The 22,507-nt window shown below is 73.8% G+C and carries 20 protein-coding genes; 9 read left to right on the top strand and 11 right to left on the bottom strand.

All coding sequences use genetic code 11. The features are described from left to right. Positions 1-8 precede the first annotated feature (8 nt). The 5 genes from hutU to hutH are packed head-to-tail and all read left to right on the top strand — an operon-like array spanning position 9 to position 6,940. Positions 9-1,667: a urocanate hydratase gene (gene hutU / locus ACN263_RS04540; RefSeq protein ID WP_422738570.1), complete on the top strand. Its 1,659-nt coding sequence runs from the start codon at positions 9-11 to the stop codon at positions 1,665-1,667. Further along, a complete protein-coding gene (locus tag ACN263_RS04535) occupies positions 1,664-2,866 on the top strand; it encodes an allantoate amidohydrolase (RefSeq protein WP_422738569.1) in 1,203 nt (400 codons plus the stop codon). The genes hutU and ACN263_RS04535 overlap by 4 nt, the downstream gene beginning before the upstream one ends. Then, positions 2,863-4,224, top strand: a complete 1,362-nt coding sequence (locus ACN263_RS04530) for a formimidoylglutamate deiminase (protein WP_422740593.1) — start codon at positions 2,863-2,865, stop codon at positions 4,222-4,224. Before ACN263_RS04535 ends, ACN263_RS04530 begins: the two co-directional genes overlap by 4 nt. Next, complete coding sequence (hutI, locus tag ACN263_RS04525; RefSeq protein ID WP_422738568.1) at positions 4,221-5,405, top strand: imidazolonepropionase; 1,185 nt, start codon at positions 4,221-4,223, stop codon at positions 5,403-5,405. Before ACN263_RS04530 ends, hutI begins: the two co-directional genes overlap by 4 nt. Beyond that, positions 5,402-6,940 (top strand): histidine ammonia-lyase, encoded by a 1,539-nt coding sequence (gene hutH / locus ACN263_RS04520; protein WP_422738567.1) that lies wholly within the window; start codon positions 5,402-5,404, stop codon positions 6,938-6,940. Before hutI ends, hutH begins: the two co-directional genes overlap by 4 nt. 61 nt (positions 6,941-7,001) lie before the next feature. On the opposite strand, the gene rdgB is transcribed toward hutH, so the two are convergent. The 11 genes from rdgB to ACN263_RS04465 all read right to left on the bottom strand — a co-directional run bounded on the left by rdgB (position 7,002) and on the right by ACN263_RS04465 (position 16,220). Beyond that, a complete protein-coding gene (gene rdgB / locus ACN263_RS04515) occupies positions 7,002-7,619 on the bottom strand; it encodes an RdgB/HAM1 family non-canonical purine NTP pyrophosphatase (protein ID WP_422738565.1) in 618 nt (205 codons plus the stop codon). Further along, positions 7,616-8,341, bottom strand: coding sequence for a ribonuclease PH (gene rph, locus ACN263_RS04510; RefSeq protein ID WP_422738564.1), 726 nt, complete (start codon positions 8,339-8,341; stop codon positions 7,616-7,618). Before rph ends, rdgB begins: the two co-directional genes overlap by 4 nt. A 9-nt stretch (positions 8,342-8,350) precedes the next feature. Then, positions 8,351-9,514 (bottom strand): glycosyltransferase, encoded by a 1,164-nt coding sequence (locus ACN263_RS04505; protein WP_422738563.1) that lies wholly within the window; start codon positions 9,512-9,514, stop codon positions 8,351-8,353. Then, entirely contained in the window at positions 9,511-10,656 is a 1,146-nt protein-coding gene (locus ACN263_RS04500; RefSeq protein WP_422738562.1) for a glycosyltransferase family 4 protein, read from the bottom strand. The genes ACN263_RS04505 and ACN263_RS04500 overlap by 4 nt, the downstream gene beginning before the upstream one ends. 113 nt (positions 10,657-10,769) lie before the next feature. After that, entirely contained in the window at positions 10,770-11,513 is a 744-nt protein-coding gene (locus ACN263_RS04495) for an MBL fold metallo-hydrolase (protein ID WP_422738561.1), read from the bottom strand. A gap of 226 nt (positions 11,514-11,739) precedes the next feature. Continuing rightward, positions 11,740-12,705, bottom strand: a complete 966-nt coding sequence (locus ACN263_RS04490; RefSeq protein ID WP_422738560.1) for a PLP-dependent cysteine synthase family protein — start codon at positions 12,703-12,705, stop codon at positions 11,740-11,742. Positions 12,706-12,716: 11 nt separating this feature from the next. Then, complete coding sequence (locus ACN263_RS04485) at positions 12,717-13,127, bottom strand: MoaD/ThiS family protein (protein WP_422738559.1); 411 nt, start codon at positions 13,125-13,127, stop codon at positions 12,717-12,719. 66 nt (positions 13,128-13,193) lie between these two features. Beyond that, entirely contained in the window at positions 13,194-13,682 is a 489-nt protein-coding gene (locus tag ACN263_RS04480; protein WP_422738558.1) for a Mov34/MPN/PAD-1 family protein, read from the bottom strand. A 51-nt stretch (positions 13,683-13,733) separates the two neighbouring features. Continuing rightward, positions 13,734-14,234, bottom strand: a complete 501-nt coding sequence (locus tag ACN263_RS04475) for a DUF2017 domain-containing protein (protein ID WP_422738557.1) — start codon at positions 14,232-14,234, stop codon at positions 13,734-13,736. Then, positions 14,231-14,521: an ATP-dependent Clp protease adapter ClpS gene (gene clpS / locus ACN263_RS04470; RefSeq protein ID WP_234581506.1), complete on the bottom strand. Its 291-nt coding sequence runs from the start codon at positions 14,519-14,521 to the stop codon at positions 14,231-14,233. The genes ACN263_RS04475 and clpS overlap by 4 nt, the downstream gene beginning before the upstream one ends. Before the next feature lie 148 nt (positions 14,522-14,669). Beyond that, positions 14,670-16,220 (bottom strand): hypothetical protein, encoded by a 1,551-nt coding sequence (locus ACN263_RS04465; protein WP_422738555.1) that lies wholly within the window; start codon positions 16,218-16,220, stop codon positions 14,670-14,672. A gap of 197 nt (positions 16,221-16,417) precedes the next feature. On the opposite strand from ACN263_RS04465, the gene ACN263_RS04460 reads away from it, so the two are divergent. Genes ACN263_RS04460 through ACN263_RS04445 form a run of 4 tightly spaced genes read left to right on the top strand, consistent with a single transcriptional unit; the run spans position 16,418 to position 22,303 of the window. Continuing rightward, a complete protein-coding gene (locus ACN263_RS04460) occupies positions 16,418-19,096 on the top strand; it encodes a LuxR C-terminal-related transcriptional regulator (protein WP_422738554.1) in 2,679 nt (892 codons plus the stop codon). A gap of 16 nt (positions 19,097-19,112) precedes the next feature. After that, positions 19,113-20,399 (top strand): nicotinate phosphoribosyltransferase, encoded by a 1,287-nt coding sequence (locus ACN263_RS04455; protein WP_422738553.1) that lies wholly within the window; start codon positions 19,113-19,115, stop codon positions 20,397-20,399. A 31-nt stretch (positions 20,400-20,430) separates the two neighbouring features. Continuing rightward, positions 20,431-21,012 (top strand): nicotinamidase, encoded by a 582-nt coding sequence (locus tag ACN263_RS04450; RefSeq protein ID WP_422738552.1) that lies wholly within the window; start codon positions 20,431-20,433, stop codon positions 21,010-21,012. A gap of 40 nt (positions 21,013-21,052) precedes the next feature. Continuing rightward, positions 21,053-22,303 carry an MFS transporter gene (locus ACN263_RS04445; protein ID WP_422738551.1) on the top strand — a complete coding sequence of 417 codons (1,251 nt, stop codon included), beginning with the start codon at positions 21,053-21,055 and terminating at the stop codon, positions 22,301-22,303. The last annotated feature ends 204 nt before the right edge of the window (positions 22,304-22,507 follow it).

The following is a 22,507-nucleotide window of genomic DNA, read 5'->3' as shown; positions in this document are numbered from 1 at the left end:
GACCGGAGATGACCCAGCCCGTTCGTGCCGCACGGGGCAGCCAGCTCACCGCCCGTGGCTGGCAGCAGGAGGCCGCCCTGCGGATGCTGATGAACAACCTCGACCCGGAGGTGGCCGAACGCCCCGACGACCTGGTGGTCTACGGCGGCACCGGAAAGGCCGCGCGGGACTGGCCGTCGTACCACGCCTTGGTGCGTACGCTGACCGACCTGCGCGCGGACGAGACGATGCTGGTGCAGTCCGGGCGGCCGGTCGGTGTGCTGCGGACGCACGAATGGGCGCCCCGGGTGCTGCTGGCGAACTCCAACCTGGTCGGCGACTGGGCGACCTGGCCCGAGTTCCGTCGCCTCGAACAGCTCGGCCTGACCATGTACGGGCAGATGACGGCCGGCTCGTGGATCTACATCGGCACCCAGGGCATCCTCCAGGGCACCTACGAGACGTTCGCCGCCGTGGCCGCCAAGAGGTTCGCGGGAAGCCTCGCGGGCACATTGACGCTCACCGCCGGGTGCGGCGGCATGGGTGGCGCGCAGCCCTTGGCGGTCACCATGAACGGCGGCGTCTGCCTGATCGTGGACGTCGACCGGACCCGGCTGGATCGCCGGGTGCACGACCGGTACCTGGACGAGGTGGCCGACAGCCTGGACGACGCGGTCGCGCGGGTCCGCGCGGCGAAGCGGGACCGGCGCGCGTTGAGCGTCGGGGTGGTCGGCAACGCCGCCGAGGTCTTCCCGGAGCTGCTGATCCGGGGCGTCGAGATCGACATCGTGACCGACCAGACCAGCGCCCACGACCCGCTGGCGTACCTGCCGGTGGGGGTCGAACTGGCCGACGCCCGGGACTACGCCGCCGCGAAGCCCGCCGAGTTCACCGACCGGGCCCGCGCGTCGATGGCGCGGCACGTCGAGGCGATGGTCGGCTTCCTCGACGCCGGCGCCGAGGTCTTCGACTACGGCAACTCGATCCGGGGTGAGGCGCAGCTCGGCGGCTACCAGCGGGCGTTCGACTTCCCGGGCTTCGTGCCCGCGTACATCCGGCCGCTGTTCTGCGAGGGCAAGGGCCCGTTCCGGTGGGCGGCGCTCTCCGGCGACCCGGCCGACATCGCCGCCACCGACCGGGCCATCCTGGACCTGTTCCCGGAGAACGAGTCGCTGGCCCGCTGGATCAAGCTGGCCGGCGAGCGGGTCGCGTTCCAGGGTCTGCCGGCCCGGATCTGCTGGCTCGGCCAGGGCGAGCGCGACCGGGCGGGCGTGCGCTTCAACGACATGGTCGCCGCCGGTGAGCTCTCCGCTCCGGTGGTGATCGGCCGCGACCACCTGGACACCGGCAGCGTGGCGAGTCCCTACCGGGAGACCGAGGGAATGGCCGACGGCTCCGACGCCATCGCCGACTGGCCGTTGCTGAACGCGCTGGTCAATACCGCCAGCGGGGCGTCCTGGGTGTCCATCCACCACGGCGGCGGTGTCGGCATCGGCCGGTCCATCCACGCCGGGCAGGTCTGCGTGGCCGACGGCACCGCCCTGGCCGGGCAGAAGATCGAACGGGTGCTCACCAACGACCCGGCGATGGGCGTCATCCGGCACGTCGACGCCGGCTACGACAGCGCCCGCGAGGTCGCCGAACGCACCGGCGTCCGGGTGCCCATGACCGAGGGCACGCACCCGTGAGCGATGACCTGCCCGGCCGGTTCCGGGCGTCGTGGAACGAGATCGCGCTCCTCGGGCGGGACGCCGACAGCGGCGGCTACCTGCGGTACGCGTTGACCGAGCCGGAACTCCAGCTACGGGCCTGGTTCCGGGCCCAGGCCGAGCGGCGCGGCCTGCCGGTCACCGAGGACGGCAACGGCAACCTGTTCGCCCACTGGGGTGACCCCGAGGGCACGGACGCCGTGCTGACCGGCAGCCACTTCGACTCGGTGCCGCACGGCGGGGCGTACGACGGGCCGCTCGGCATCGTCAGCGCGTTCCTCGCCGTGGACGAGCTGCGCGCCGCCGGGGCCACCGAGGTCCGACCGCTGGTGGTGGCCGCGTTCGTGGAGGAGGAGGGCGCGCGTTTCGGCGTACCCTGCCTGGGGTCGCGGCTGCTCACCGGCGTGCTGCCGGCCGACCGCGCGGCCGGCCTGCGCGACGCGGCCGGGGTGAGCTTCGCCGACGCGCTCGGCGGGCAGCCGGCGGGCGCCCGCCCGGAGCTGCTGGGTCGGTTCGCCGCATTCGTGGAGCTGCACGTCGAGCAGGGCCGCGCGCTTGTCGACGCGGACGCGCCGGTCGGGGTGGCCAGCGCCATCTGGCCGCACGGCCGCTGGCGGTTCGACGTGGTCGGCGAGGGCAACCACGCGGGTACGACGCGGATGGCCGACCGCCGCGACCCGATGCTCACCTACGCGTTCGGGGTGCTGGCCGCCAACAAGGAGGCCCGGCTGCGCGGGGCGCACGCCACAGTGGGCCGGGTCGCCGTCGAGCCCAACGCCACAAACGCGATCCCGTCGAAGGTGACCGGCTGGCTGGACGCCCGCGCCGCCGACCCGGAGACGCTGACCGGGCTGGTCGACGCGGTCCGGGCCAAGCTCGCCGAACGGGCCCGCCGCGACGGCACGGAGGTGGGGTTCACCGAGGAGTCGGTGACCCCGCTGGTCGCCTTCGACGACGACCTGGCCGGACGGCTGGCGGGACTGCTCGACGCGCCGGTGCTGCCCACCGGCGCGGGACACGACGCCGGGGTGCTCGCGGCGCACCTGCCCACCGCGATGCTGTTCGTGCGGAACCCGACCGGGGTGTCGCACTCCCCCGCCGAGGCCGCGAGCGACGACGACTGCGCGGCGGGGATCCGCGCCCTGGCCCGCGTGCTGGAGGAGCTGACGTGCCGCTGAAACCCACCCGCTGGCTGGCCGAGTACGCCTGGCTCCCGGCGCACGCCGAGCCCACGCCCGACGTGCTGATCGAGGTCGAGGACGGCCGGATCAGTGCGGTGACACCGCTGACCCCCGGAAGCCGACCGCCGGCCGGCCTCGACGTGTACGCCGACGCCGTGCCGCTGCCCGGTCTGACCCTGCCCGGCCTGGCCAACGTGCACTCGCACGCCTTCCACCGGGCCCTGCGTGGGCGCACCCACGACGGGCGGGGTGACTTCTTCTCCTGGCGGGACCGGATGTACGCGGTCGCCGACCGGCTCGACCCGGACACCTACCTGGCGCTGGCCCGGGCGGTGTACGCCGAGATGGCGCTCGCCGGGATCACCTGCGTGGGCGAGTTCCACTACCTGCACCACCGGCCCGACGGCGGCGCGTACGACGACCCGAACGCGATGGGCGCGGCGCTGGTCGAGGCCGCCGCACACGCCGGTGTCCGGCTCACCCTGCTGGACACCTGCTACCTGACCTCCACCGTGGACGGTCAGCCCCTCGCCGGGCCGCAGCGGCGCTTCGGCGACGGCGACGCGGCCGGCTGGGCGCGGCGGGCGGGGGCGTTCGCACCGACCGACGCGCACGTGCGGGTCGGTGCGGCCGTGCACTCGGTGCGGGCGGTCCCCGCCGACCAGCTCCGCACGGTCGCCGACTGGGCCCGCGACCGGCAGGCCCCGCTGCACGTACACCTCTCCGAACAGCCCGCCGAGAACGACGAGTGCCGGGCTGTGCACGGGCGTACGCCCACCGCGCTGCTCGCGGACCACGGAGTGCTCGGGCCGGACACCACCGCCGTCCACGCCACCCATCCGACCAGCGCCGACCTGACCCTGCTCGCCGACAGCCGCACCGGCGTGTGCCTCTGCCCCACCACCGAACGGGACCTCGCCGACGGCATCGGCCCGGCCCGCCGGATGGCCGACGCGGGTATCCGGCTGAGCCTGGGCAGCGACAGTCACGCCGTGGTCGACATGTTCGAGGAGGCCCGCGCCGTGGAGCTGGACGAACGGCTGCGCAGCCGCCGCCGCGGCCACTTCGCCCCGGTCGACCTGTTCGCCACCGCCACCGCCGCCGGGCACACCGCGCTGGGTTGGGCCGACGCCGGGCGGATCGCCGTCGGCGCCCGCGCCGATCTGGTGACGGTACGGCTGGACAGCGCCCGCACCGCCGGCGTACCGCCGGTGGGGGTGTTCTTCGCGGCCGGCGCGGCGGACGTCGACCAGGTCGTGGTGGACGGCCGGGTGGTGGTGGCCGAGGGCCGGCACCTGAGCGTCGACGTGCCGGCCGAGCTGTCGGCGTCGATCGAGGCGGTGACGCCCTCATGAGCAGCCTGCTCGTCCACAACATCGGGGAGCTGGTCACCAACGGCATCGGCGCGGACCCGCTGGGCATCCGCCGCAAGGCGGCCGTGCTCGTCGAGGAGGACCGGGTGGCCTGGGTCGGGCCGGCCGCGTACGCGCCGGCCGCCGACCACCGGATCGACGTCGGCGGGGCCGCCGTACTGCCGGGCTTCGTGGACAGCCACGCGCACCTGGTCTTCGCCGGGGACCGGGCCGCCGAGTTCGCCGCACGGATGGCCGGCGAGCCGTACACCGGCGGCGGCATCCGGACCACCGTGGGCGCGACCCGGGCCGCCACCGACGACGAACTGCGGGCCACCGTGCGCCGGCTGCGCGGGGAGGCGCTGCACCAGGGCACCACGACCATGGAGATCAAGAGTGGGTACGGGCTGAGCGTCGCCGACGAGGCCCGCTCACTGCGGATCGCCGCCGAGACCAGCCCCGAGACCACCTTCCTGGGCGCGCACGTGGTCCCCGCCGAGTACGCCGACCGGCCGGACGACTACGTCGGGCTGGTCTGCGGACCGATGCTGGCCGCCGCCGCGCCGTACGCGAAGTGGATCGACGTGTTCTGCGAGCGGGGCGCCTTCGACGTGGACCACGCCCGCGCCATCCTCGCCTGCGGGCAGGCGGTCGGGCTGGGCGTACGGCTGCACGCCAACCAGCTCGGCCCCGGACCGGGCGTGCAGCTCGGGGTGGAGCTGGGCGCGGCCAGCGTCGACCACTGCACCCACCTGAGCGACGCCGACGTCGAGGCGCTGGCCGGTACGGCCCACAGCGACGGGTTCGGGACCCGCACCGTCGCCACCCTGCTGCCGGGCGCGGAGTTCTCCACCCGCTCGCCGTACCCGGACGCGCGCCGGCTGCTCGACGCCGGGGTGACCGTGGCGCTCGCGACGGACTGCAACCCCGGTTCGTCGTACACCTCGTCGATGCCCTTCTGCATCGCCCTCGCGGTCCGCGAGATGCGGATGACCCCGGCGGAGGCGGTCTGGGCCGCCACCGCCGGTGGCGCGCGGGCGCTGCGCCGCGACGACATCGGTGTCCTCACCCCCGGCGCGCGGGCCGACCTGATCGTCCTGGACGCGCCGTCCCACCTGCACCTGGCCTACCGGCCCGGTGTCCCCCTGATTCGCCAGGTAATTCGCAACGGAGTGCCGCAATGACGCACGTGACCATCCAGCCCACCGGCATCTGTCCCGACGACGTGCTCGCGGTGGCCCGCGGCACCGCCACCGTGGTCCTCGACCCGGCCGCCCGGGACGCGATGGCGACCAACCGCGCGATCGTGGACGGCATCGAAGCGGCCGGACGACCGGTGTACGGGGTGTCGACCGGCTTCGGGGCGCTGGCGAACACCTTCGTCGCCCCGCAGCGGCGGGCCGAGCTGCAACACGCGCTGATCCGCTCGCACGCCGCCGGGGTGGGCGCACCGATGCCGCGCGAGGTGGTCCGCGCCATGATGCTGCTGCGCGTACGCTCGCTCGCCCTGGGCCGCTCCGGGGTCCGGCCGCTGGTCGCGGAGGCCCTCGTCGACCTGCTCAACCACGACATCACCCCGTGGGTGCCGGAGCACGGCTCGCTGGGCGCGTCCGGTGACCTGGCGCCGCTGGCGCACTGCGCGCTGGTGCTGCTCGGTGAGGGCTGGGTGCTCGGCCCGGGCGGCGAGCGGCAGGACGCGGCCGACGTGCTGGCCGCCAACGGTCTCGAGCCGATCGAGCTGGCCGCCAAGGAGGGGCTGGCGCTGATCAACGGCACCGACGGCATGCTCGGCATGCTGCTGCTGGCCATCCACGACGCGGCGCACCTCTTCGCGATGGCGGACGTGACCGCCGCGCTGGCCATCGAGGCGATGCTCGGTTCGGAGCGGCCGTTCCTGCCCGAACTGCACGCCATCCGACCGCACCCCGGCCAGGCGGCGTCGGCGGCGAACATCCACCGGCTGTTGCAGGACTCGCGGGTGATGGACTCGCACCGCGACGACCTGGCGCACGCCGTGCAGGACGCGTACTCGATGCGCTGCGCGCCGCAGGTGGCCGGCGCGGCCCGCGACACGCTGGACTTCGTGCGTACGGTCGCGGGCCGGGAGCTGGTGTCGGTCGTGGACAACCCGGTGGTGCTGCCGGACGGGCGGGTGGAGTCGACCGGTAACTTCCACGGCGCGCCGCTGGGCTTCGCCGCCGACTTCCTCGCCATCGCCGCCGCCGAGGTGGGCGCGATCGCCGAGCGGCGGGTGGATCGGCTGTTGGACGTCACCCGCTCGCGGGAACTGCCGGCGTTCCTCTCCCCCGACGCCGGGGTCAACTCGGGCCTGATGATCGCCCAGTACACGGCGGCCGGGATCGTCGCGGAGAACCGGCGGCTGGCCGCGCCCGCGTCGGTGGACTCGCTGCCCACCAGTGGCATGCAGGAGGACCACGTTTCGATGGGCTGGGCGGGCGCGAAGAAGCTGCGGACCGTGCTGGACAACCTGACCAGCCTGCTCGCGGTCGAGTTGCTGGCCGGCGTACGAGGTCTGCAGCTGCGCGAACCGCTGGTGCCGTCGCCGGCCGGCCGGGCCGCCGTGGCCGCCCTCGGTGCGGCGGCCGGCGACCCCGGTCCGGACGTGTTCCTCGCCCCGGTGCTGGAGGCGGCCCGGGCCGTCGTCGCCGGGCCCGAGCTGCGCGCCGCCATCGAGCGGGAGGTCGGCCCGCTGGGCTGACCTCCACGGGTCGCTGTCGTCCGCCGCGGGTCAGGCGGCGGGCGGCAGCACCGCGCGCCCGTCAGGCGGCGGGCGGCAGCACCTTGGCGACCAGCTTGGCCAGCTCCCGGAGCGCCTTGCCCCGGTGGCTGACCGCGTCCTTCTCGGCCGGGGTCAGCTCGGCGTTGGTCCGGTCCTGACCGTCACCCAGGAAGATGGGGTCGTAACCGAACCCGCCGTCGCCGCGCGGCGCGCGCAGCACCCGACCGGGCTGCCGGCCGTCGACCAGGTGCTCCTTGCCGCCGGGCAGCACCAGCGCCACCGTGCAGACGAAGGACGCCGCCCGGTGCTCGTCCGGCACGTCGGCGATCTGGTCCAGCACGAGTTGGAGGTTGGCCTGGTCGTCGCCGTGCTTGCCGGCCCACCGGGCGCTGAACACCCCCGGCATGCCGTTCAGCGCGTCCACCGCGATGCCCGAGTCGTCGGCGATCGTCGGCAGGCCGGTACGCCGGCAGCCCTCCCGCGCCTTGATCAGCGCGTTCTCGCCGAAGGTGAGGCCGGTCTCGGGCAGCTCCGGGTACTCCTCGACGTCATCGAGGCCGAGCAGTGCGATCCGGTGCGCGCCGAGCGCGCCGTCCAGGATCCGCTGCAGCTCCATGAGCTTCTTGCGGTTCCGGGTGGCCAGCAGGACCTTGTTCATGCCAGTACCTTTCGCTGGGCTTCGGCCAACTCGGCGCACCCGGCCACGGCCAGGTCGAGCAGGCTGTCGAGCTGGTCCCGGGCGAACACGCCCGCCTCACCGGTGCCCTGCACCTCGACGAAGTCACCCGCGCCGGTGCACACCACGTTCATGTCCACCTCGGCGGCCACGTCCTCTTCGTAGCAGAGGTCCAGGCGGGCCTCACCGGCGATGATCCCGACGCTGACGGCGGCCACCGAGCGGTGCATGACCTTCTCCGGCTTGCCGGCGAGGGCCTTGCGGGCGGCCAGCCAGCCCACCGCGTCGTGCAGCGCCACGTACGCGCCGGTGATCGCCGCGGTCCGGGTGCCGCCGTCGGCCTGCAACACGTCACAGTCGAGCACGATCGAGTTCTCGCCGAGCGCCTTGAGGTCGATGCAGGCGCGCAGGCTGCGGCCGATCAGGCGGGAGATTTCGTGGGTACGGCCACCGACGCGGCCCTTGACGCTCTCCCGGTCGGAGCGGGTGTTGGTGGCCCGGGGCAGCATCGCGTACTCGGCCGTCACCCAGCCGAGCCCGGAGCCCTTGCGCCAGCGGGGCACGCCCTCGGTGACGCTCGCCGTGCAGAGCACCCGGGTGCCGCCGAACTCGACGAGCACCGACCCCTCCGGGTGGGTGCTCCAGCCTCGGGTCAGCGTCACCGGTCGGAGTTGAGAGGGCCCTCGCCCGTCAGGTCGCGCCATGCCTGCACCCTATGCGGTGCGGCGATCCACCTCGCCCCGGGTGCCCTGCGGCACGTCCGCGTCGTGTGCCGCCAGGAACCCGGCGACCGCCGCGGGCCAGCCGAACTCCTCGGCCCGCGCCCGGGCGGCCCGCCGTCGCTGCGCCTCCGGGCGGGCCACGAGGCGCCGCACGGCCTCGGCCAGCGACGCCCCGGAGCCGTACCCGGCCAGCCCCGCCGCGCCGACCACCTCGGGCAACGCGCTCGCGGCGTTCACCACCACCGGCGTGCCGCAGGCCAGCGCCTCCAGCCCGGCCAGGCCGAAGGTCTCCACCGGGCCGGGTGCCAGCACCACGTCCGCGCTGGCCAGCAGCGCGGCCACCGCGGCGCGGTCGGGCAGGAAGCCGGTGAAGGTCACCGGCAGGCCGGCCGCCCGGCGGGCCAGCGACGCGCGCAGCGGGCCGTCCCCGGCCAGCACGAGCACCGCCGGCACGCCGGCCCGGCGCAGCTCGGCGAGGGCGTCGACCGCCAGTTCCGGCCGCTTCTCCGGAGACAACCGGGCGCAGTGTACGAGCAGCAGTTCGGTCGGGTCGGCGTAGCGTTCCCGCAGTCGCGGGTCGGCCCGGTCCGGGCGGAAGGTGTCCAGGTCCACCCCGAGCGGCACCAGCCGGACGTTGTCGGCCCCGATGCGCGCGAACTCCTCGGCCGCCCAGCGGGTCGTGCAGACGATCCGGTCGTACGCCCGGCTGGTGGCCCGGTTGAGCCGGTCGGCGGTCGGCCGGCGCAGCACGTCCGGCACCCCCCACTGGCCGAGCAGCCCGGTCAGCGACTCGTGCGAGACCATCACCGACGGCACCCCGTGCGCCCTGGCCCAGGCCCCCGTCCAGCGCAGCGACGACCGGTCGGACACCTCCAGCCGGTCCGGTGCCAGCTCGGTGAGCACCCGCGCCAGCCGCCGCCGGCCGGCCAGCAGCCGGTACCCACCCGTGCCCGGCAGCTCCGGGCCGGGCAGGGTGACGACCCGACCCCACGGATGCCACTCGTGGGCGCCGCGTCGACCGGGCACCACCAGCACCGGATCGTGCCCCGCCGCGCGGTACCCCTCGCCCAGGTGCCGCAGCGCGGTACGCAGGCCGCCGGAGCGCTCGGTGACAAAGTTCGCGAGCCGGACGATCCGCAGCCCCGACGCCGTCACGACGCGGCCGGCAGGCCGACGGTGGCGGCGCCGGCGCGTACCGCGGAATAATGCCCGACCAGCTCGTCGCCGACGGCCGCCCAGCTACGCCGACGCACCGCGGCCCGGGCCGCCACCCCGTACGCCCGCCGCCGGTCGGTGTCCCCGGCCAGCTCGGCCACGGCGGCGGCCAGGGCGTCCCCGTCGCCGGGCGGGACCAGCAACCCGGTCCGGCCCGAGTCGACCAGGTCGACCGGTCCGCCGCTGGCCGGGGCCACCACCGGCACCCCGGACGCCAACGCCTCCTGCACGGTCTGGCCGAACGTCTCGTGCGGCCCGGTGTGCGCGAACACGTCCAGGCTGGCGTAGAGCCGCGCCAGGTCCTCGCCGTGCCGTACCCCCAGGAAGGTGACCCCCGGCAACGCCCGCTCGAGCTGACGGCGGGCCGGGCCGTCGCCGACCACCACCACCCGTACGCCCGGCAGCCGGGACGTCGCCGCCAACAGCTCCACCCGCTTCTCCGGGGCCAACCGGCCCACGTAGCCGACCAGCAGCTCCCCGCCCGGGGCCAGCCGACGCCGCAGGTCGGCGCAGCGCTTGGCCGGGTCGAACCGGACGGCGTCGACTCCCCGGCCCCACAACCAGATCCGCTGCACCCCGTTGGCGATCAGGTCGGCGGCGGCCCGGGTCGACGGCGCGAGCGTCCGCTGGGCCAGGTTGTGGATCTCCCGGAGTCGCCGCCACGCGGCCGCCTCACCCCAGCTCACCCGGTACGCCCGGGCGTAGGCCGCCACGTCGGTCTGGTAGACCGCCACCATCGGCAGCCGGTACCGGTCGGCGAGGGTTGCCGCCCGAGCGCCGAGCACGAACGGGCTCGCCAGGTGCACCACGTCCGGAGCCGCCGACAGCAGTGCCCCGGCCAGCCGGGTGCCCGTCGGCACGCCCAGCCGGAAGCCCTGGTAGCGGGGCAACGGCACGCTGGGGATCCGCACCACCGGGTAGGGCAGGCGGTCGACGCGCCGCCGGTCGGCCCCGGCCGGCGCGGGTGCGATGACGACCGGCTCGTGGCCCCGGGCCAGCAGGTGCTCGGCCGTGCGCACCACGGAGTGCGCGACGCCGTTGACGTCCGGCGGGAACGACTCGGTCACGATGGCGATCCGCATGTGCACACCGTGCGGGTGTCACGGGTGCGCCAGACGACCGGCCGCTGACCGGCCGGCGAACAGTACGGCACAACACCGGGCCGTCGACGACGCGCCGGGTGGCCGCGACGCGGTCAGATGTCGTAGCTGGCGCCCGCTCGGACCACTTCGAGCGGCCCGGAGTACGCGCCGGCCGCCGACTCCAGGGTGTGCGCCTCGCTGCCCCAGGCGGCGACCAGGTGGGTGAGGAGCAGCCGACCCACCGCCGCCTTGGTCGCCATCTCACCCGCCTCGCGCCCGGTCAGGTGCAGGTCCGGAGGATTGTCGACGCCGTCCAGGTAGCTGGCCTCGCACAGGAACACGTCGGCGTTCTGGGCCAGCCGCAGCAGCGCGTCGCAGGGAGCGGTGTCCGACGAGTAGCACAGCGACCGGCCGTCGTGCTCCAGCCGCACGCCGTACGTCTCGACGGGATGGTTGACCCGGTCGACGGTGACCGTGAACGGCCCGATCGGGAACGTGCCGGGCTGGAGGGCGTAGAACTGGTAGACGTCGTCCACCGTGCCGTCGTCGCCGTAGGCGGCGCTGAGCCGGTCCGGGGCGCCGGCCGGGGCGTACACCGGCAGCGCCGGATAGGGGCCCTCGGGGGCGTACCGGCGGACCACCACGTACGTCACCGCATCGAGGATGTGGTCACAGTGCAGGTGGGTCAGCAGGATCGCGTCCGGGGCGTGCAGCCCCACGTAGCGCTGGAGGCTCGACAACGAGCCCGAACCGAAGTCGACCAGGAGACGGAAGCCGTCCGCCTCGACGAGGTAGGCGGAGCACGGTGACTCGGGGCCGGGGAAGCTGCCGGCACACCCAAGGACGGTCAGTCGCATCGGGTTTTCTCACTGTCACTGTCAGTAGTGTCGCTGCCGGCGGTCGTACCGGCCATGATCTCTACCGACGCGTACGCCACGCTGCGCAGCCTACGCTGGGGTACCCGAGGACAAGAATCATCCGTTGGAAGTTGTCACTAACGTGACACCTGCTCACAGCGAGCCCGGACGCGGTACGGGCCGTCGACGCGCACGTCGACGGCCCGTTCGCCCGAGATACCGGCCCTCAGGCCCAGAGCTGACCCTCGAGGGCGTCCTCGGCATCGCTGAGCGTGCCGCCGTACGCACCCGTGGACAGGTACTTCCAGCCGCCGTCACAGACCACGAACGCCACGTCGGCACGCCGGCCCGCGCGGACCGCCTCGTGGGCCACCGCCAGCGCGGCGTGCAGGATCGCGCCGGTGGAGAACCCGGCGAAGATGCCCTCCACCTCCACCAGCTGACGGGTGCGCAGCACCGCGTCCCGCGTACCGACCGAGAAACGGCGGGACAGCACCGAGGCGTCGTACAGCTCCGGCACGTACCCCTCGTCGATGTTGCGCAGCCCGTAGACCAGCTCGCCGTAGCGCGGCTCGGCCGCCACGACCTGGATGCCCTCGACCTTCTCGCGCAGGTAGCGCCCGGTACCCATCAGGGTGCCGGTGGTGCCCAGCCCGGCCACGAAGTGCGTGATGGTGGGCAGGTCGTGCAGCAGCTCCGGGCCGGTCGTCTCGTAGTGCGCCCGCGCGTTGGCCTCGTTGCCGTACTGGTAGAGCATCACCCAGTCGGGGTGCTCGGCGGCGATCTGCTTGGCCGTCGCGACGGCCTGGTTGGAGCCGCCCGCCGCCTCCGAGAAGATGATTTCCGCCCCGTACATGCGGAGCAACTGGACCCGCTCGGTGGAGACGTTCTCGGGCATCACGCAGACCAGCCGATACCCGCGCAGCTTCGCCACCATGGCCAACGAGATACCGGTGTTGCCGCTGGTCGGCTCCAGGATGGTGTCACCCGCCCGGAGCCGGCCGGCCTCCTCCGCCGCGCGAACCATGAACAACGCCGCGCGGTCCTTGATGCTGCCCGTCGGGTTCCGGTCCTCCAGCTTGGCCCAGAGCCGCACCGGCGGCGCGCCGTCGGGCACCGTCGGGGAGAGCCGGGGTAGCCCCACCAGGGGCGTACCTCCGCACGCGTCGAGCAGGCTGTCGTACCGCGCCACGACGGCCGCCCTCAGTGAGCGGCGACGGCGTCGCGGACCGCGGCGGCGCTGTCCCGGCTGACACTGTCCCGGCTGGCGCTGTGCGAGCTGATCGCGGCTGCCGCCGCGCTGTGCGAGCTGATCGCGGCTGCCGCCGCGAAGCCGAACGCGCCGCCGGCCACGGCCGGGAGGATGGTGACGCTGTCGCCGTCGGAGAGCTTGGCGTCGAGCGCGCCGAGGAAGCGTACGTCCTCGTCGTTGACGTAGACGTTGACGAAGCGGTGCAGCGCCCCGGCGTCGGTGACCAGCCGACCGCGCAGCCCGGCGTGCCGGGAGTCCAGGTCGGTGAGCAGGTCGGCCAGGGTGTCGCCGGCGCCCTCGACGACCTTGGCGCCGCCGGTGTAGCTACGCAGGATGGTGGGGATACGAACTTCGATGGCCATGATGTCGTGCTCCTTGATCGGGTGTGCCAACGGTGACGGGAGGAAACGGGTGCGGACGCTGACGGGTCAGCGGCCGGAACACTCGTAGTCGACCGTCGCCGGGCTCTGCCCGAACATGTAGGACTGCACGGCATGCGGGTCGACCCCGGCCTCCACGATCCGGACCGGCTCCTCGGTCACCACGCCGTCGACGATCCGGAACGAGCGGATCTCCTCCGAGTCGGGCTCACGGGTCGAGACGAGCAGGTAGTGCGCGTTCGGCTCGCCGGCGAAGGAGACGTCGGTACGCGACGGGTACGCCTCGGTGGCGGTGTGCGAGTGGTAGATGACCACGGGTTCCTCGTCGCGGTCGTCCATCTCCCGCCAGACGCGCAGATGCTCCATCGAGTCGAACTCGTAGAAGGTCATCGAGCGCGCGGCATTGTCCATCGGGATGTGCCGGGTCGGGGTGTCGCTGCCGACGGCACCGGCGACGACGCCGCACGCCTCGTCGGGGTGGTCCCGGCGCGCGTGGGCGACGATCGCGTCGATGATCGACCGGTCGATGCTCAGCACCGCACCAGCCTAACGCCTACCGCGCAGGCCCTGAAGTGGTGCGGGTCACGCCTAGTCGATCAAGGCGTTGAGCAGGGACTCCTGGAGATATCCGAGGTACGCGTAGACCGACAGCTGGAACACCCGGCTGGAACCCGGATCCTCGGTCACCGCGTCGTCCAACTCCTCGCCCAGGTCGGTGCCGTCCTTGATATCCAACCGGACGCCCATCGCCAGTCGCGCGTCGTTGAGCGCCCGCAGCCACGCCTCGGCCGCCTCGGCGTCCAACCGCACCTCGCCGCCGGCTTCGTCGGGCAGCGCGGCCAGGATCGCCCCGGCCTGGTCGATCTTCGCGGTCTTCAGGTCGCCCTCGGTGTAGCGACGGAACTCCGAGGTGCTGGCCGCGTCCTCGGGGTACGCCGCCGGGAACAGCCGGCCGACGACCGGGTCGGTGTGGTCGAAGCCGTCGGTGAGCAGACCGACCACCTCGGAGGCGACCTTGCGCAGCACCCGCACCTCGTCGACGGCGAAGGTGGCGACGTAACGGCCCGCCTGCCGCCGGAACATGCTCATGAACGATCCACCGTTGCCCACAGCCCGTACGCGTGCAGCTGCGACGCGTCGTGCTCCATGCGCTCGCGGGCGCCGGTCGAGACCACGGCGCGGCCCTTGTGGTGCACGTCCAGCATGAGCTGCTCCGCCCTCTCCCGGCTGTAGCCGAACAGCTTCTGGAAGACCCAGGTCACGTACGTCATCAGGTTGACCGGGTCGTCCCACACGATCGTCACCCATTGCCGGTCGGGCGCCGGCACCTCGTCAGTGGCCGGCGTCTCGACCGGTGCAACCTGTGGAGCCGCCATGCCCCCCATCGTGCCACCGGTTTCCCGGAACCGAGGAACCGGAACGCCGGACGAATGCGGATCGCCCGTTGTGGCCACCGCCGAGCCGCCTCGCGCCTGCCCGGAGGCGGGGCGCCCAGCGAGGTCGAGCCGTACGGCGGGCACGCTGTCAGGCGAGCAGGATGCCGTGGTCGACCGCATCGGACAGCACCACTCCCAGGGAGAGACGGATCACCTCGAACCGCCGGGAGATCTCGCGGGAGAGCTCCAGCTCGACCTCCCGCAGCGCTCGCTGGGACCAGGCCCGCGCCGCGCTGTGGTCGTCGTTTCCCGGGGTACGCCACTGCTGCCAGCAGCCGCCGGAGAGCGCCACCGCGATCGGCGGAAGCACCTCGTCACGGGTCGCCGTCGGATATCCGGCCAGCGCGTCGATCGCCTCGGCGCCGGTCAGTCCGGCCACCCCCGCCGTGCTGGTGACCAGCAGAACCCGGTCCAGGTCGCGTCCCGAGCGGTGGTCGGTCAGGCCGTACTGCACCGCGGTGGCGATCCGCCGCCGCACACCCTCCGTCGGTGGCGCGCCGAGCACCTGGGCGGTGGTGTCGGCCACGATGCCCCGGACCGCGTGGTCGCACTGCGCGGTGGCCAGCAGCGACAGCGCCGCCATTTCCTGGTCGAGCAGGTCGGGCAGGCCGGCGCAGCCAACCCCGAAGACGATCTCCTGAACGGCCCGCAGATGAATGTTCGCCAGCTCCAGGGCCAGGTGCTGGCGGATCCGCTGAGAGCAGGAGCGGGTCTGCCGGTCGAGCCGTTCGGCCCAGTCTCCCGGGTCGGCGGCGATCGCCACCCGGTCGTGCTGCCCGGGCAGCACGGGCGGTTCGGCGCTGGCCCGCTGCAACCCCTCGGTCGCCGACCACCCCACCAGCGCCCGCCGCAGGTCCGCGGCGGCGTCGACGCCGTCGAGCGGGAACCAACGCGCGCCGGCCAGGGCGGGTACGGCGGCCAGCAGCGCCGCCCGGTGCGCCGCGACGGTCACCGCCACCGGGTCCACCTCCCCCGACCGACCGACCGCCGGCGGAACGGACGCCCCCGTGTCCTCCGTCGTCGCCGTGCCGTCGGCCACCGGTGCCCAACCGGCCGTACCGGGCGTCACCGCGAAGACGACCTCCACCGGGGCCGCGGCCACCTCGCCGAGCAGGTTCAACTCCTGGGCGGTGAACGCCTGGTCGGCCGCGATCACGAAGAGCAGCGCGCCGGCCCGGCCGACGGCGTCCCGCAGCACCCGCACGCCGGCCACCCCGAGCGCGCCGGTGTCCGGCGTGTCGATCAGGGTGAAGTGCCGCAGCAGCGGCTCGGGCACGCTCAGCTCGACCCGCCGGGGCGGGCGGGCCAACGCCGGGCCGGCCGCGTCCCGGTCCGCGCCGTACGAGTGCGGCTGGCGGTAGCCCGGGACGAACGCCGCCCGGGTCGGCACCTTGGCGTGCCGGACCACCAGCCAACTGCCCGCCGGCACGGTGAGCATCACCGGGTCGAGACCGACGAGGGTGGCGAGCACGGTACGCCGGTCGGCGCCGGCCGGACCGACAGCGACCACGCCGAGCGGCTCGTCCGCCCGGGGCTCGGCCATGTGGAGCTCGGTGGGCAGCGGGCCGCAGCTCGGCAGCTCGGCTGAGCTGGCCATGTCGCCGGGCGAGTCGAGCGAGGGGAGAGGGCCCTGCTGCATCGGGTGGCCTCCCGGGGCTGGCGACCGGCACGCCGGTCGGGCGGAAATTCCGGTAACGCTACCCGGATGCCCGAAGAGTACGTGCGGCCCGCCGACCAGGCCGAACACCATGGATACTCACCGGTAATTGTGCGACTACTCAACTTCGCTGCGTGATGGTACGGGCGCGGACGGAATTCGATGGATATGCTGCCCAAATGAGTCGATGGAAGTTCGTCGGCCGGACCGATGAACTCAACCGCCTGCTGGCGGCGGTTACCGGCGAGGCCGGTCGGGGGCTCTTCTTCAGCGGCAGCGCCGGCATCGGCAAGAGCCGGCTGTTGCGTGAGGGCGTCAACACCCTGCCCACCGACCGGTACGCCATCTGGTCCATCGCCGCCAGTGCCACCACCGCGGCGTTGCCGTTCGGCGGGCTGGTGCAGGTCCTCCCGGCGGAGCAGCCGCAGGGCCTCTCCCCCGCCGGCATTCTGCGCTGGGCGCTGGGTGTGCTGCAACAGCAGGCCGCCGGCCGGCGGATCGTGCTCGCCATCGACGACGCGCACCTGCTCGATCCACCGTCGGCCGCGCTCGTGCACCTGGTCGCCCGCGCGGACAACGCCACCGTGGTGGGCACCCTGCGCGACGGTGAGCAGATCCCGCTGCCGATCCGCGCGCTCTGGACCGACGATCTGGTCGAGCACGTCGAGCTGACGCCGATGCCACCGTCGGAGACCGCCGGCCTGCTGGCGGAGATACTGGGCGGGCCCGTCGACGCCAACTCCGCCGACCGGCTCGGCCGACTGTCGGCGGGCAACCCGCTGCTGCTGCGCGAGCTGGTGCACGCCGCCAACGGCAGCGCGGAACTCAAGCGCACCTACGGCCTCTGGAGGTGGACCGGGCGGCTGGAGCTGGCACCCAGTCTCACCGACCTGATCGACACCCGCGTCGGGCAGCTCACCGACGGCGTCCGTACGGTCGTCGAGCTGGTCGCCTTCGGCGAGCCACTCGGGCTGCACCTGCTCAACCAGGCCGCCGAGCAGTCCGATGTGGAGTTCGCCGAGGAGCGCGGGTTGATCACGGTCGTCCAGCACGACCGGCGGACCAACGTACGCCTGGCGCACCCGCTCTACGGCGAGGTGATGCGTCGCCGCTGCCCGGTCAGCCGCACCCGACGCCTCCAGGCGCACCTCGCCGAGCTGCTGGAGCGAGTCGGCAAGCGCCGCCGCGACGACCTGCTGCGGGTGGCGGTCTGGCGGCTCGACTCCGGCACCGCCCAGGACGCCGCCCTGCTCGTGGACGCCGCGATGCAGGCGTTCACCCGGTACGACGTGCCGTTGGCCACCCGGCTGGCCCGGGCGGCGCTGCACGCCGACGGCGGCTCGGACGCGGCGGAGCTGCTGGCCACCATCCTGATGTTCGCCGACCGACCGGAGGAGGCGCTCACCGTTCTCGACGCGGTGACCCTGGAGCCCGGCGACGAACGTCGCCTCTGCCGGTGGCTGACGGTCCGCGGCATGGTCAGCTACTGGGGCCTCAGCCGGGAGTCCACGGTGGAGGAGATCGCCAGTCGCGTCGAGCAGCTGGGCGACTCCGCCGACCGGGCCCGGGTGCATGCCTTCGAGGCGATCATGCGGTTGCACCGACTCGACACGGCGACCGCCGTCCGGCTCAGCCAGACCGTGCTCGACCGGCCGGCGGCCAGCATCGCCGCCCGCGAGCTGGCCCGCAGCACCATCGCGTACGTCCAGGCCGCCGAGGGTCAGCTGACGCGCAGCGGCGCGGCCATCGCGCAGGTGCACTCCGCCGCGGCGTCCTGGCGCACCGACATGCCGTACCTGCAATTGGCCCTGGAGCTGGCGCGCGGCACCCGGCTGATGCTCACCGGCGACCTCGTCGGGATCGACGCGATCGTGGCCGACGAGTTCGCCGATCTGGCGGGCGCCGGTGACTTCCGGCTCGGCACCGGCTACCTGGCGATCCTCGCGGCGTACGCCGCCCGGCTGCGGGGGCAGAGCGACGCGGCGATGCGTACCTCGTTGGGCGCCTGCGCGGTACTGGCGACCAGCCGGGTCTACGCCGGCCTGGCCCAGGCCGAGCGGGCCCAGGCGGCGGCGCTGCGCGGCGACGCGGCGCAGGCCACCGAGGCGATGGCCGAGGCCGACCGTACCCACGCGCCGGGCATGGCGGTGCTCTACCCGTGGTTGGAGCAGGCCCGGGGCGCGGTGCTGGCCGCGTCGGGTGACCTGCCCGGCGCGGTGAAGCAGCTCAGCGATCTGGCCGACCGGCTGCGCGCGGACGGCTTCGCCGGGCACGAGGTGCACGTCCTGCACGACCTGGTCCGGCTGGAGCAGGCCGGCGCGCCGATCGGGCCCACCTGCTCCGACGGCGGGCGGCGCACCGTGGCGCAGCGCCTCGCCGAGCTGTCCGAGCAGGTGGACGGGGTGTTGCCGCCGCTGCTGGCCCGGCACGCCCGGGCGGCGGTGACCGACTCGGCCCCGGACCTGCTCTCGGTCGCCGACGACTACGCGGCGCTGGAGTTGACCGTGTACGCCGCCGAGGCCACCGCCCAGGCCCTGCACCGGCTGCGTCAGCAGCACTCGACGGCGGCCGGCGAGGCCCGCGAACGGCTCGCCGGGTTGCTCGGGCGGTGCGACCTGATCCGGACGCCGGCGCTGCGGGCCGGGGCACCGGTGCTGACCGAACGCGAGTGGCAGGTGGCGCGCCTCGCCGCGCACGGCGCGACCAGCAAGGCCATCGCCGAACGGCTGTACCTGTCCGCCCGTACCGTGGAGAACCACCTGCAGCGGATCTACACCAAGCTCGGGGTGACCGGCCGGGCCGAGTTGTGGGCCGCGCTACGGTCGATCCCGGGCCACGAGGGCGACGACTCCGGCTGAACCTTAGGCTGGGACGGTGAGCACCCACCGCCCCGCGCTGCTGACCGACCACTACGAGCTGACCATGGTCAGCGCGGCACTCAAGGACGGCACCGCCGACCGCCGGTGCGTCTTCGAGGTGTTCAGTCGGCGGCTGCCCACCGGTCGGCGGTACGGCGTCGTCGCCGGCACCGCGCGACTGATCGAGCTGATCCGCGACTTCCGGTTCGACCCGGCCGAGGTCGACTTCCTGCGCCGCACCGGAGTGGTCGACGACGCGGCGGCGGCCTGGCTCACCGATTACCGCTTCACCGGCGACATCGACGGGTACGCCGAGGGTGAGCTGTTCTTCCCCGGTTCGCCGATCCTGACCGTCTCCGGCGGCTTCGCCGAGTGTGTGGTGCTGGAGACGGTGGCGCTCTCCGTGCTCAACCACGACTGCGCGGTGGCGGCCGCCGCCGCGCGGATGGTCACCGCCGCCCGGGGCCGCGCCCTGATCGAGATGGGATCCCGGCGGGCGCACGAGGAGGCGGCCGTGGCGGCGGCGCGGGCCGCGTACCTGGCCGGTTTCCGGTTCACCTCCAACCTCGCCGCCGGCGAGCGCTACGGCATCCCCACGGCGGGCACGGCGGCGCACGCGTTCACGCTGCTGCACGACGACGAGCGGGCGGCGTTCGCCTCGCAGGTCGCCACGCTGGGCAAGGACACCACGCTGCTGGTCGACACGTACGACATCTCGCAGGGCATCCGGAACGCGATCGCGGTGGCCGGCCCGGAGTTGCGGGCGGTCCGGATCGACTCGGGCGACCTGGCGGTGATCGCGCAGCAGTCCCGGGAACTGCTCGACTCCCTGGGCGCGACCGAGACCAAGATCATCGTTTCGGGCGACCTGGACGAGTACTCCATCGCCGCGCTGGCCGCCGAGCCGGTCGACATCTACGGCGCGGGCACGGCCGTGGTCACCGGCTCCGGTGCGCCCACCGCGGGGCTCGTCTACAAACTCGTCGAGGTCGACGGCCGGCCGGTGGTGAAGCGCTCCGAGCACAAGGCCACCATCGGGGGGCGCAAGGTGGCGGTCCGCCGGCACAAGCCCACCGGCACCGCCACGGAAGAGATCATCGTCCCGCAGGGGGTGCCGGACCGGCAGGCCAACGACCGGATGCTCCAGCACTCGTACGTGGTCGACGGCGAACCGGTGGCCCTGCCCACCCTCGACGAGTCCCGGGAGCACCTGCGCGAATGCCTCATCTCCATCCCGTGGGAGGGGCTGAAGCTCTCCGCCGGTGACCCCGCCGTGCCGGTCACCGTCGTACCCGCCGGCTGAGCCCGCCGACCCGAACTCGAAGGGACCCCCGATGACCAACGCACTGATCATCGTTGATGTGCAGAACGACTTCTGCGAGGGCGGCTCGTTGGCCGTCCCGGGCGGCGCCGGGGTGGCGGCCGGTATCTCCCGGCTGCTCGCCACCGAGCCGGCCCGGTGGCGGCACGTGGTCGCCACGAAGGATTACCACATCGATCCGGGCGCGCACTTCGGCGATCCGCCGGACTTCGTGGAGTCCTGGCCCCGGCACTGCGTGGTCGGCACCAGCGGCTCGGAGTTCCACCCGGAGCTGGAGACGGGACGGGTCGAGGCGATCTTCCACAAGGGCGAGCACGCCGCCGCGTACTCCGGGTTCGAGGGGCACGCCGACGACGGCGAGTGCCTGGCGGACTGGCTGCGCCGGCACGACGTGGACACCGTCGACGTGGTCGGCATCGCCACCGACCACTGCGTCCGCGCCACCGCGCTGGACGCCGCCCGGGAGGGCTTCGCCACCACGGTGCTGCTGGAACTGACCGCCGCGGTCGCCCCGGAGACCACCGACGTGGCGCTGCGCGCGATGGACGGCGCCGGGGTGGTCCTGCACGGTGAACCTGTGATCAGGACCGCATGACGCGGTAATTGGTTGGCCAACGGTCCGCGATCCGTCGAGGATGTCGCCGGAGGTACGGACCAACGTGAACATCAAGCCTTACCGGACAGCGCTCGCCCTGCCCGGCCTGCGGTCGCTGCTGCTGGTCGCCGTCCTCGCCCGCATTCCACTCACGGCCACCGGGGTCACCCTGACCTTCCACGTGGTGCTCGACCTCGACCGGGGTTACGGCGCGGCGGGCCTGGTGGGCGCCGCCATCACGATCGGCGCGGCGATCGGCGGCCCGCTGCTCGGCCGCCTGGTCGACCGGCGCGGCCTGCGGCCGGTGCTGGTGCTTACCGGGATCGCCGAGGCGGTGTTCTGGACCACGGCACCCTCGTTGGCGTACCCGGTGCTGTTGCCGGCCGCGTTCGTGGCCGGCTCGTTGGCCCTGCCCATCTTCTCGGTGGTCCGTCAGTCGATCGCCGCGCTGGTACCGGAAGATCAACGGCGGCCGGCGTACGCCCTCGACTCCATGTCCGTCGAACTGTCCTTCATGATCGGCCCGGCGCTGGCGGTGGCCCTGGTCACCGCGATCTCGGCGCAGACCACCATGTACCTCGTCGGTGGCGGCATCGTCGCCGCCGGGGCCGCCCTGTGGCTGCTGAACCCGCCGATCCGTGGCGCCGCCGAGCCGGTCGGCCCACGACGCCAGGTGTCCCGCCGGGAGTGGCTGACGCCCCGGCTGCTCGCCGTGCTGGCGCTCAGCACCGCCGCAACGCTGGTCCTCGGGGGCACCGACGTGGCGGTGGTGGCCGTCCTGCGGGCCAGCGGAGAGGCCGGCTGGACCGGGGCCGTGCTGGCCGGCTGGGCGATCGCCTCCCTGATCGGCGGCTTCGCCTACGGGGCGGTGCACCGCTCGCTCTCCCCGCTCACCCTGACCGCCGCGCTCGCGCTCTGCACCATCCCGGTCGGGCTGGGCGGCGCACACTGGTGGCTGCTGTGCCTGGCGCTGATCCCGGCCGGCGCGCTCTGCGCGCCGACCATCGCGGCCTCCGCCGACGCCGTCAGCCGGCTCGCCCCGGCCGAGGTACGCGGCGAGGCGATGGGCCTGCACGGCTCGGCCGTCACCGTCGGCATCGCGATCGGCGCACCACTCGCCGGCGCGGTGATCGACGCCAGCGCGCCGTTGTGGGGCTTCGTGGTGACCGGGGCGCTCGGCGTCCTGGTCACCCTGGCCGTGCTCCCCGTCGAGCTACGCCGCCGCCGCACCGCCGACGCACCGCCCGCACCAACCCCCATCGACCACGAGCCCGCGCCCGCAACCCGCTAATAGCCCCCACCCCGGCACCCCGGCACCCCAGCACCCCGGCACCCCGGCACCCCGACACCCCGACACCAAGATCCGCACAACTTCCCTGATGTTGCTGCTTCCTGAGCGTGGGAGGCAGCAACATCAGGAAAGTTGCACGGATCTTCCCCCTGGACCGTGCCCACGGTCGAGAGCCCACCCCTTCCCCGCGCCGATCTTGCAGAA

Source organism: Micromonospora sp. WMMD729 (assembly GCF_049315225.1).
Classification (GTDB): domain Bacteria; phylum Actinomycetota; class Actinomycetes; order Mycobacteriales; family Micromonosporaceae; genus Micromonospora.
Note: the sequence above shows the minus strand (reverse complement) of the source record. Positions and strands in the feature narration are given on the sequence as shown.

Bases quoted from the DNA above. Each gene is read 5' to 3' on its own strand.
- clpS (WP_234581506.1), bottom strand. From the start codon at position 14,521: ATGGCGGCTCCACAGGTTGCACCGGTCGAGACGCCGGCCACTGACGAG.
- hutU (WP_422738570.1), top strand. From the start codon at position 9: ATGACCCAGCCCGTTCGTGCCGCACGGGGCAGCCAGCTCACCGCCCGT.
- ACN263_RS04495 (WP_422738561.1), bottom strand. From the start codon at position 11,513: ATGCGACTGACCGTCCTTGGGTGTGCCGGCAGCTTCCCCGGCCCCGAG.
- rdgB (WP_422738565.1), bottom strand. From the start codon at position 7,619: ATGAACAAGGTCCTGCTGGCCACCCGGAACCGCAAGAAGCTCATGGAG.
- ACN263_RS04475 (WP_422738557.1), bottom strand. From the start codon at position 14,234: ATGAGCATGTTCCGGCGGCAGGCGGGCCGTTACGTCGCCACCTTCGCC.
- hutI (WP_422738568.1), top strand. From the start codon at position 4,221: ATGAGCAGCCTGCTCGTCCACAACATCGGGGAGCTGGTCACCAACGGC.
- ACN263_RS04500 (WP_422738562.1), bottom strand. From the start codon at position 10,656: ATGCGGATCGCCATCGTGACCGAGTCGTTCCCGCCGGACGTCAACGGC.
- rph (WP_422738564.1), bottom strand. From the start codon at position 8,341: ATGGCGCGACCTGACGGGCGAGGGCCCTCTCAACTCCGACCGGTGACG.
- ACN263_RS04460 (WP_422738554.1), top strand. From the start codon at position 16,418: ATGAGTCGATGGAAGTTCGTCGGCCGGACCGATGAACTCAACCGCCTG.
- ACN263_RS04445 (WP_422738551.1), top strand. From the start codon at position 21,053: ATGTCGCCGGAGGTACGGACCAACGTGAACATCAAGCCTTACCGGACA.
- ACN263_RS04465 (WP_422738555.1), bottom strand. From the start codon at position 16,220: ATGCAGCAGGGCCCTCTCCCCTCGCTCGACTCGCCCGGCGACATGGCC.
- hutH (WP_422738567.1), top strand. From the start codon at position 5,402: ATGACGCACGTGACCATCCAGCCCACCGGCATCTGTCCCGACGACGTG.
- ACN263_RS04485 (WP_422738559.1), bottom strand. From the start codon at position 13,127: ATGGCCATCGAAGTTCGTATCCCCACCATCCTGCGTAGCTACACCGGC.
- ACN263_RS04450 (WP_422738552.1), top strand. From the start codon at position 20,431: ATGACCAACGCACTGATCATCGTTGATGTGCAGAACGACTTCTGCGAG.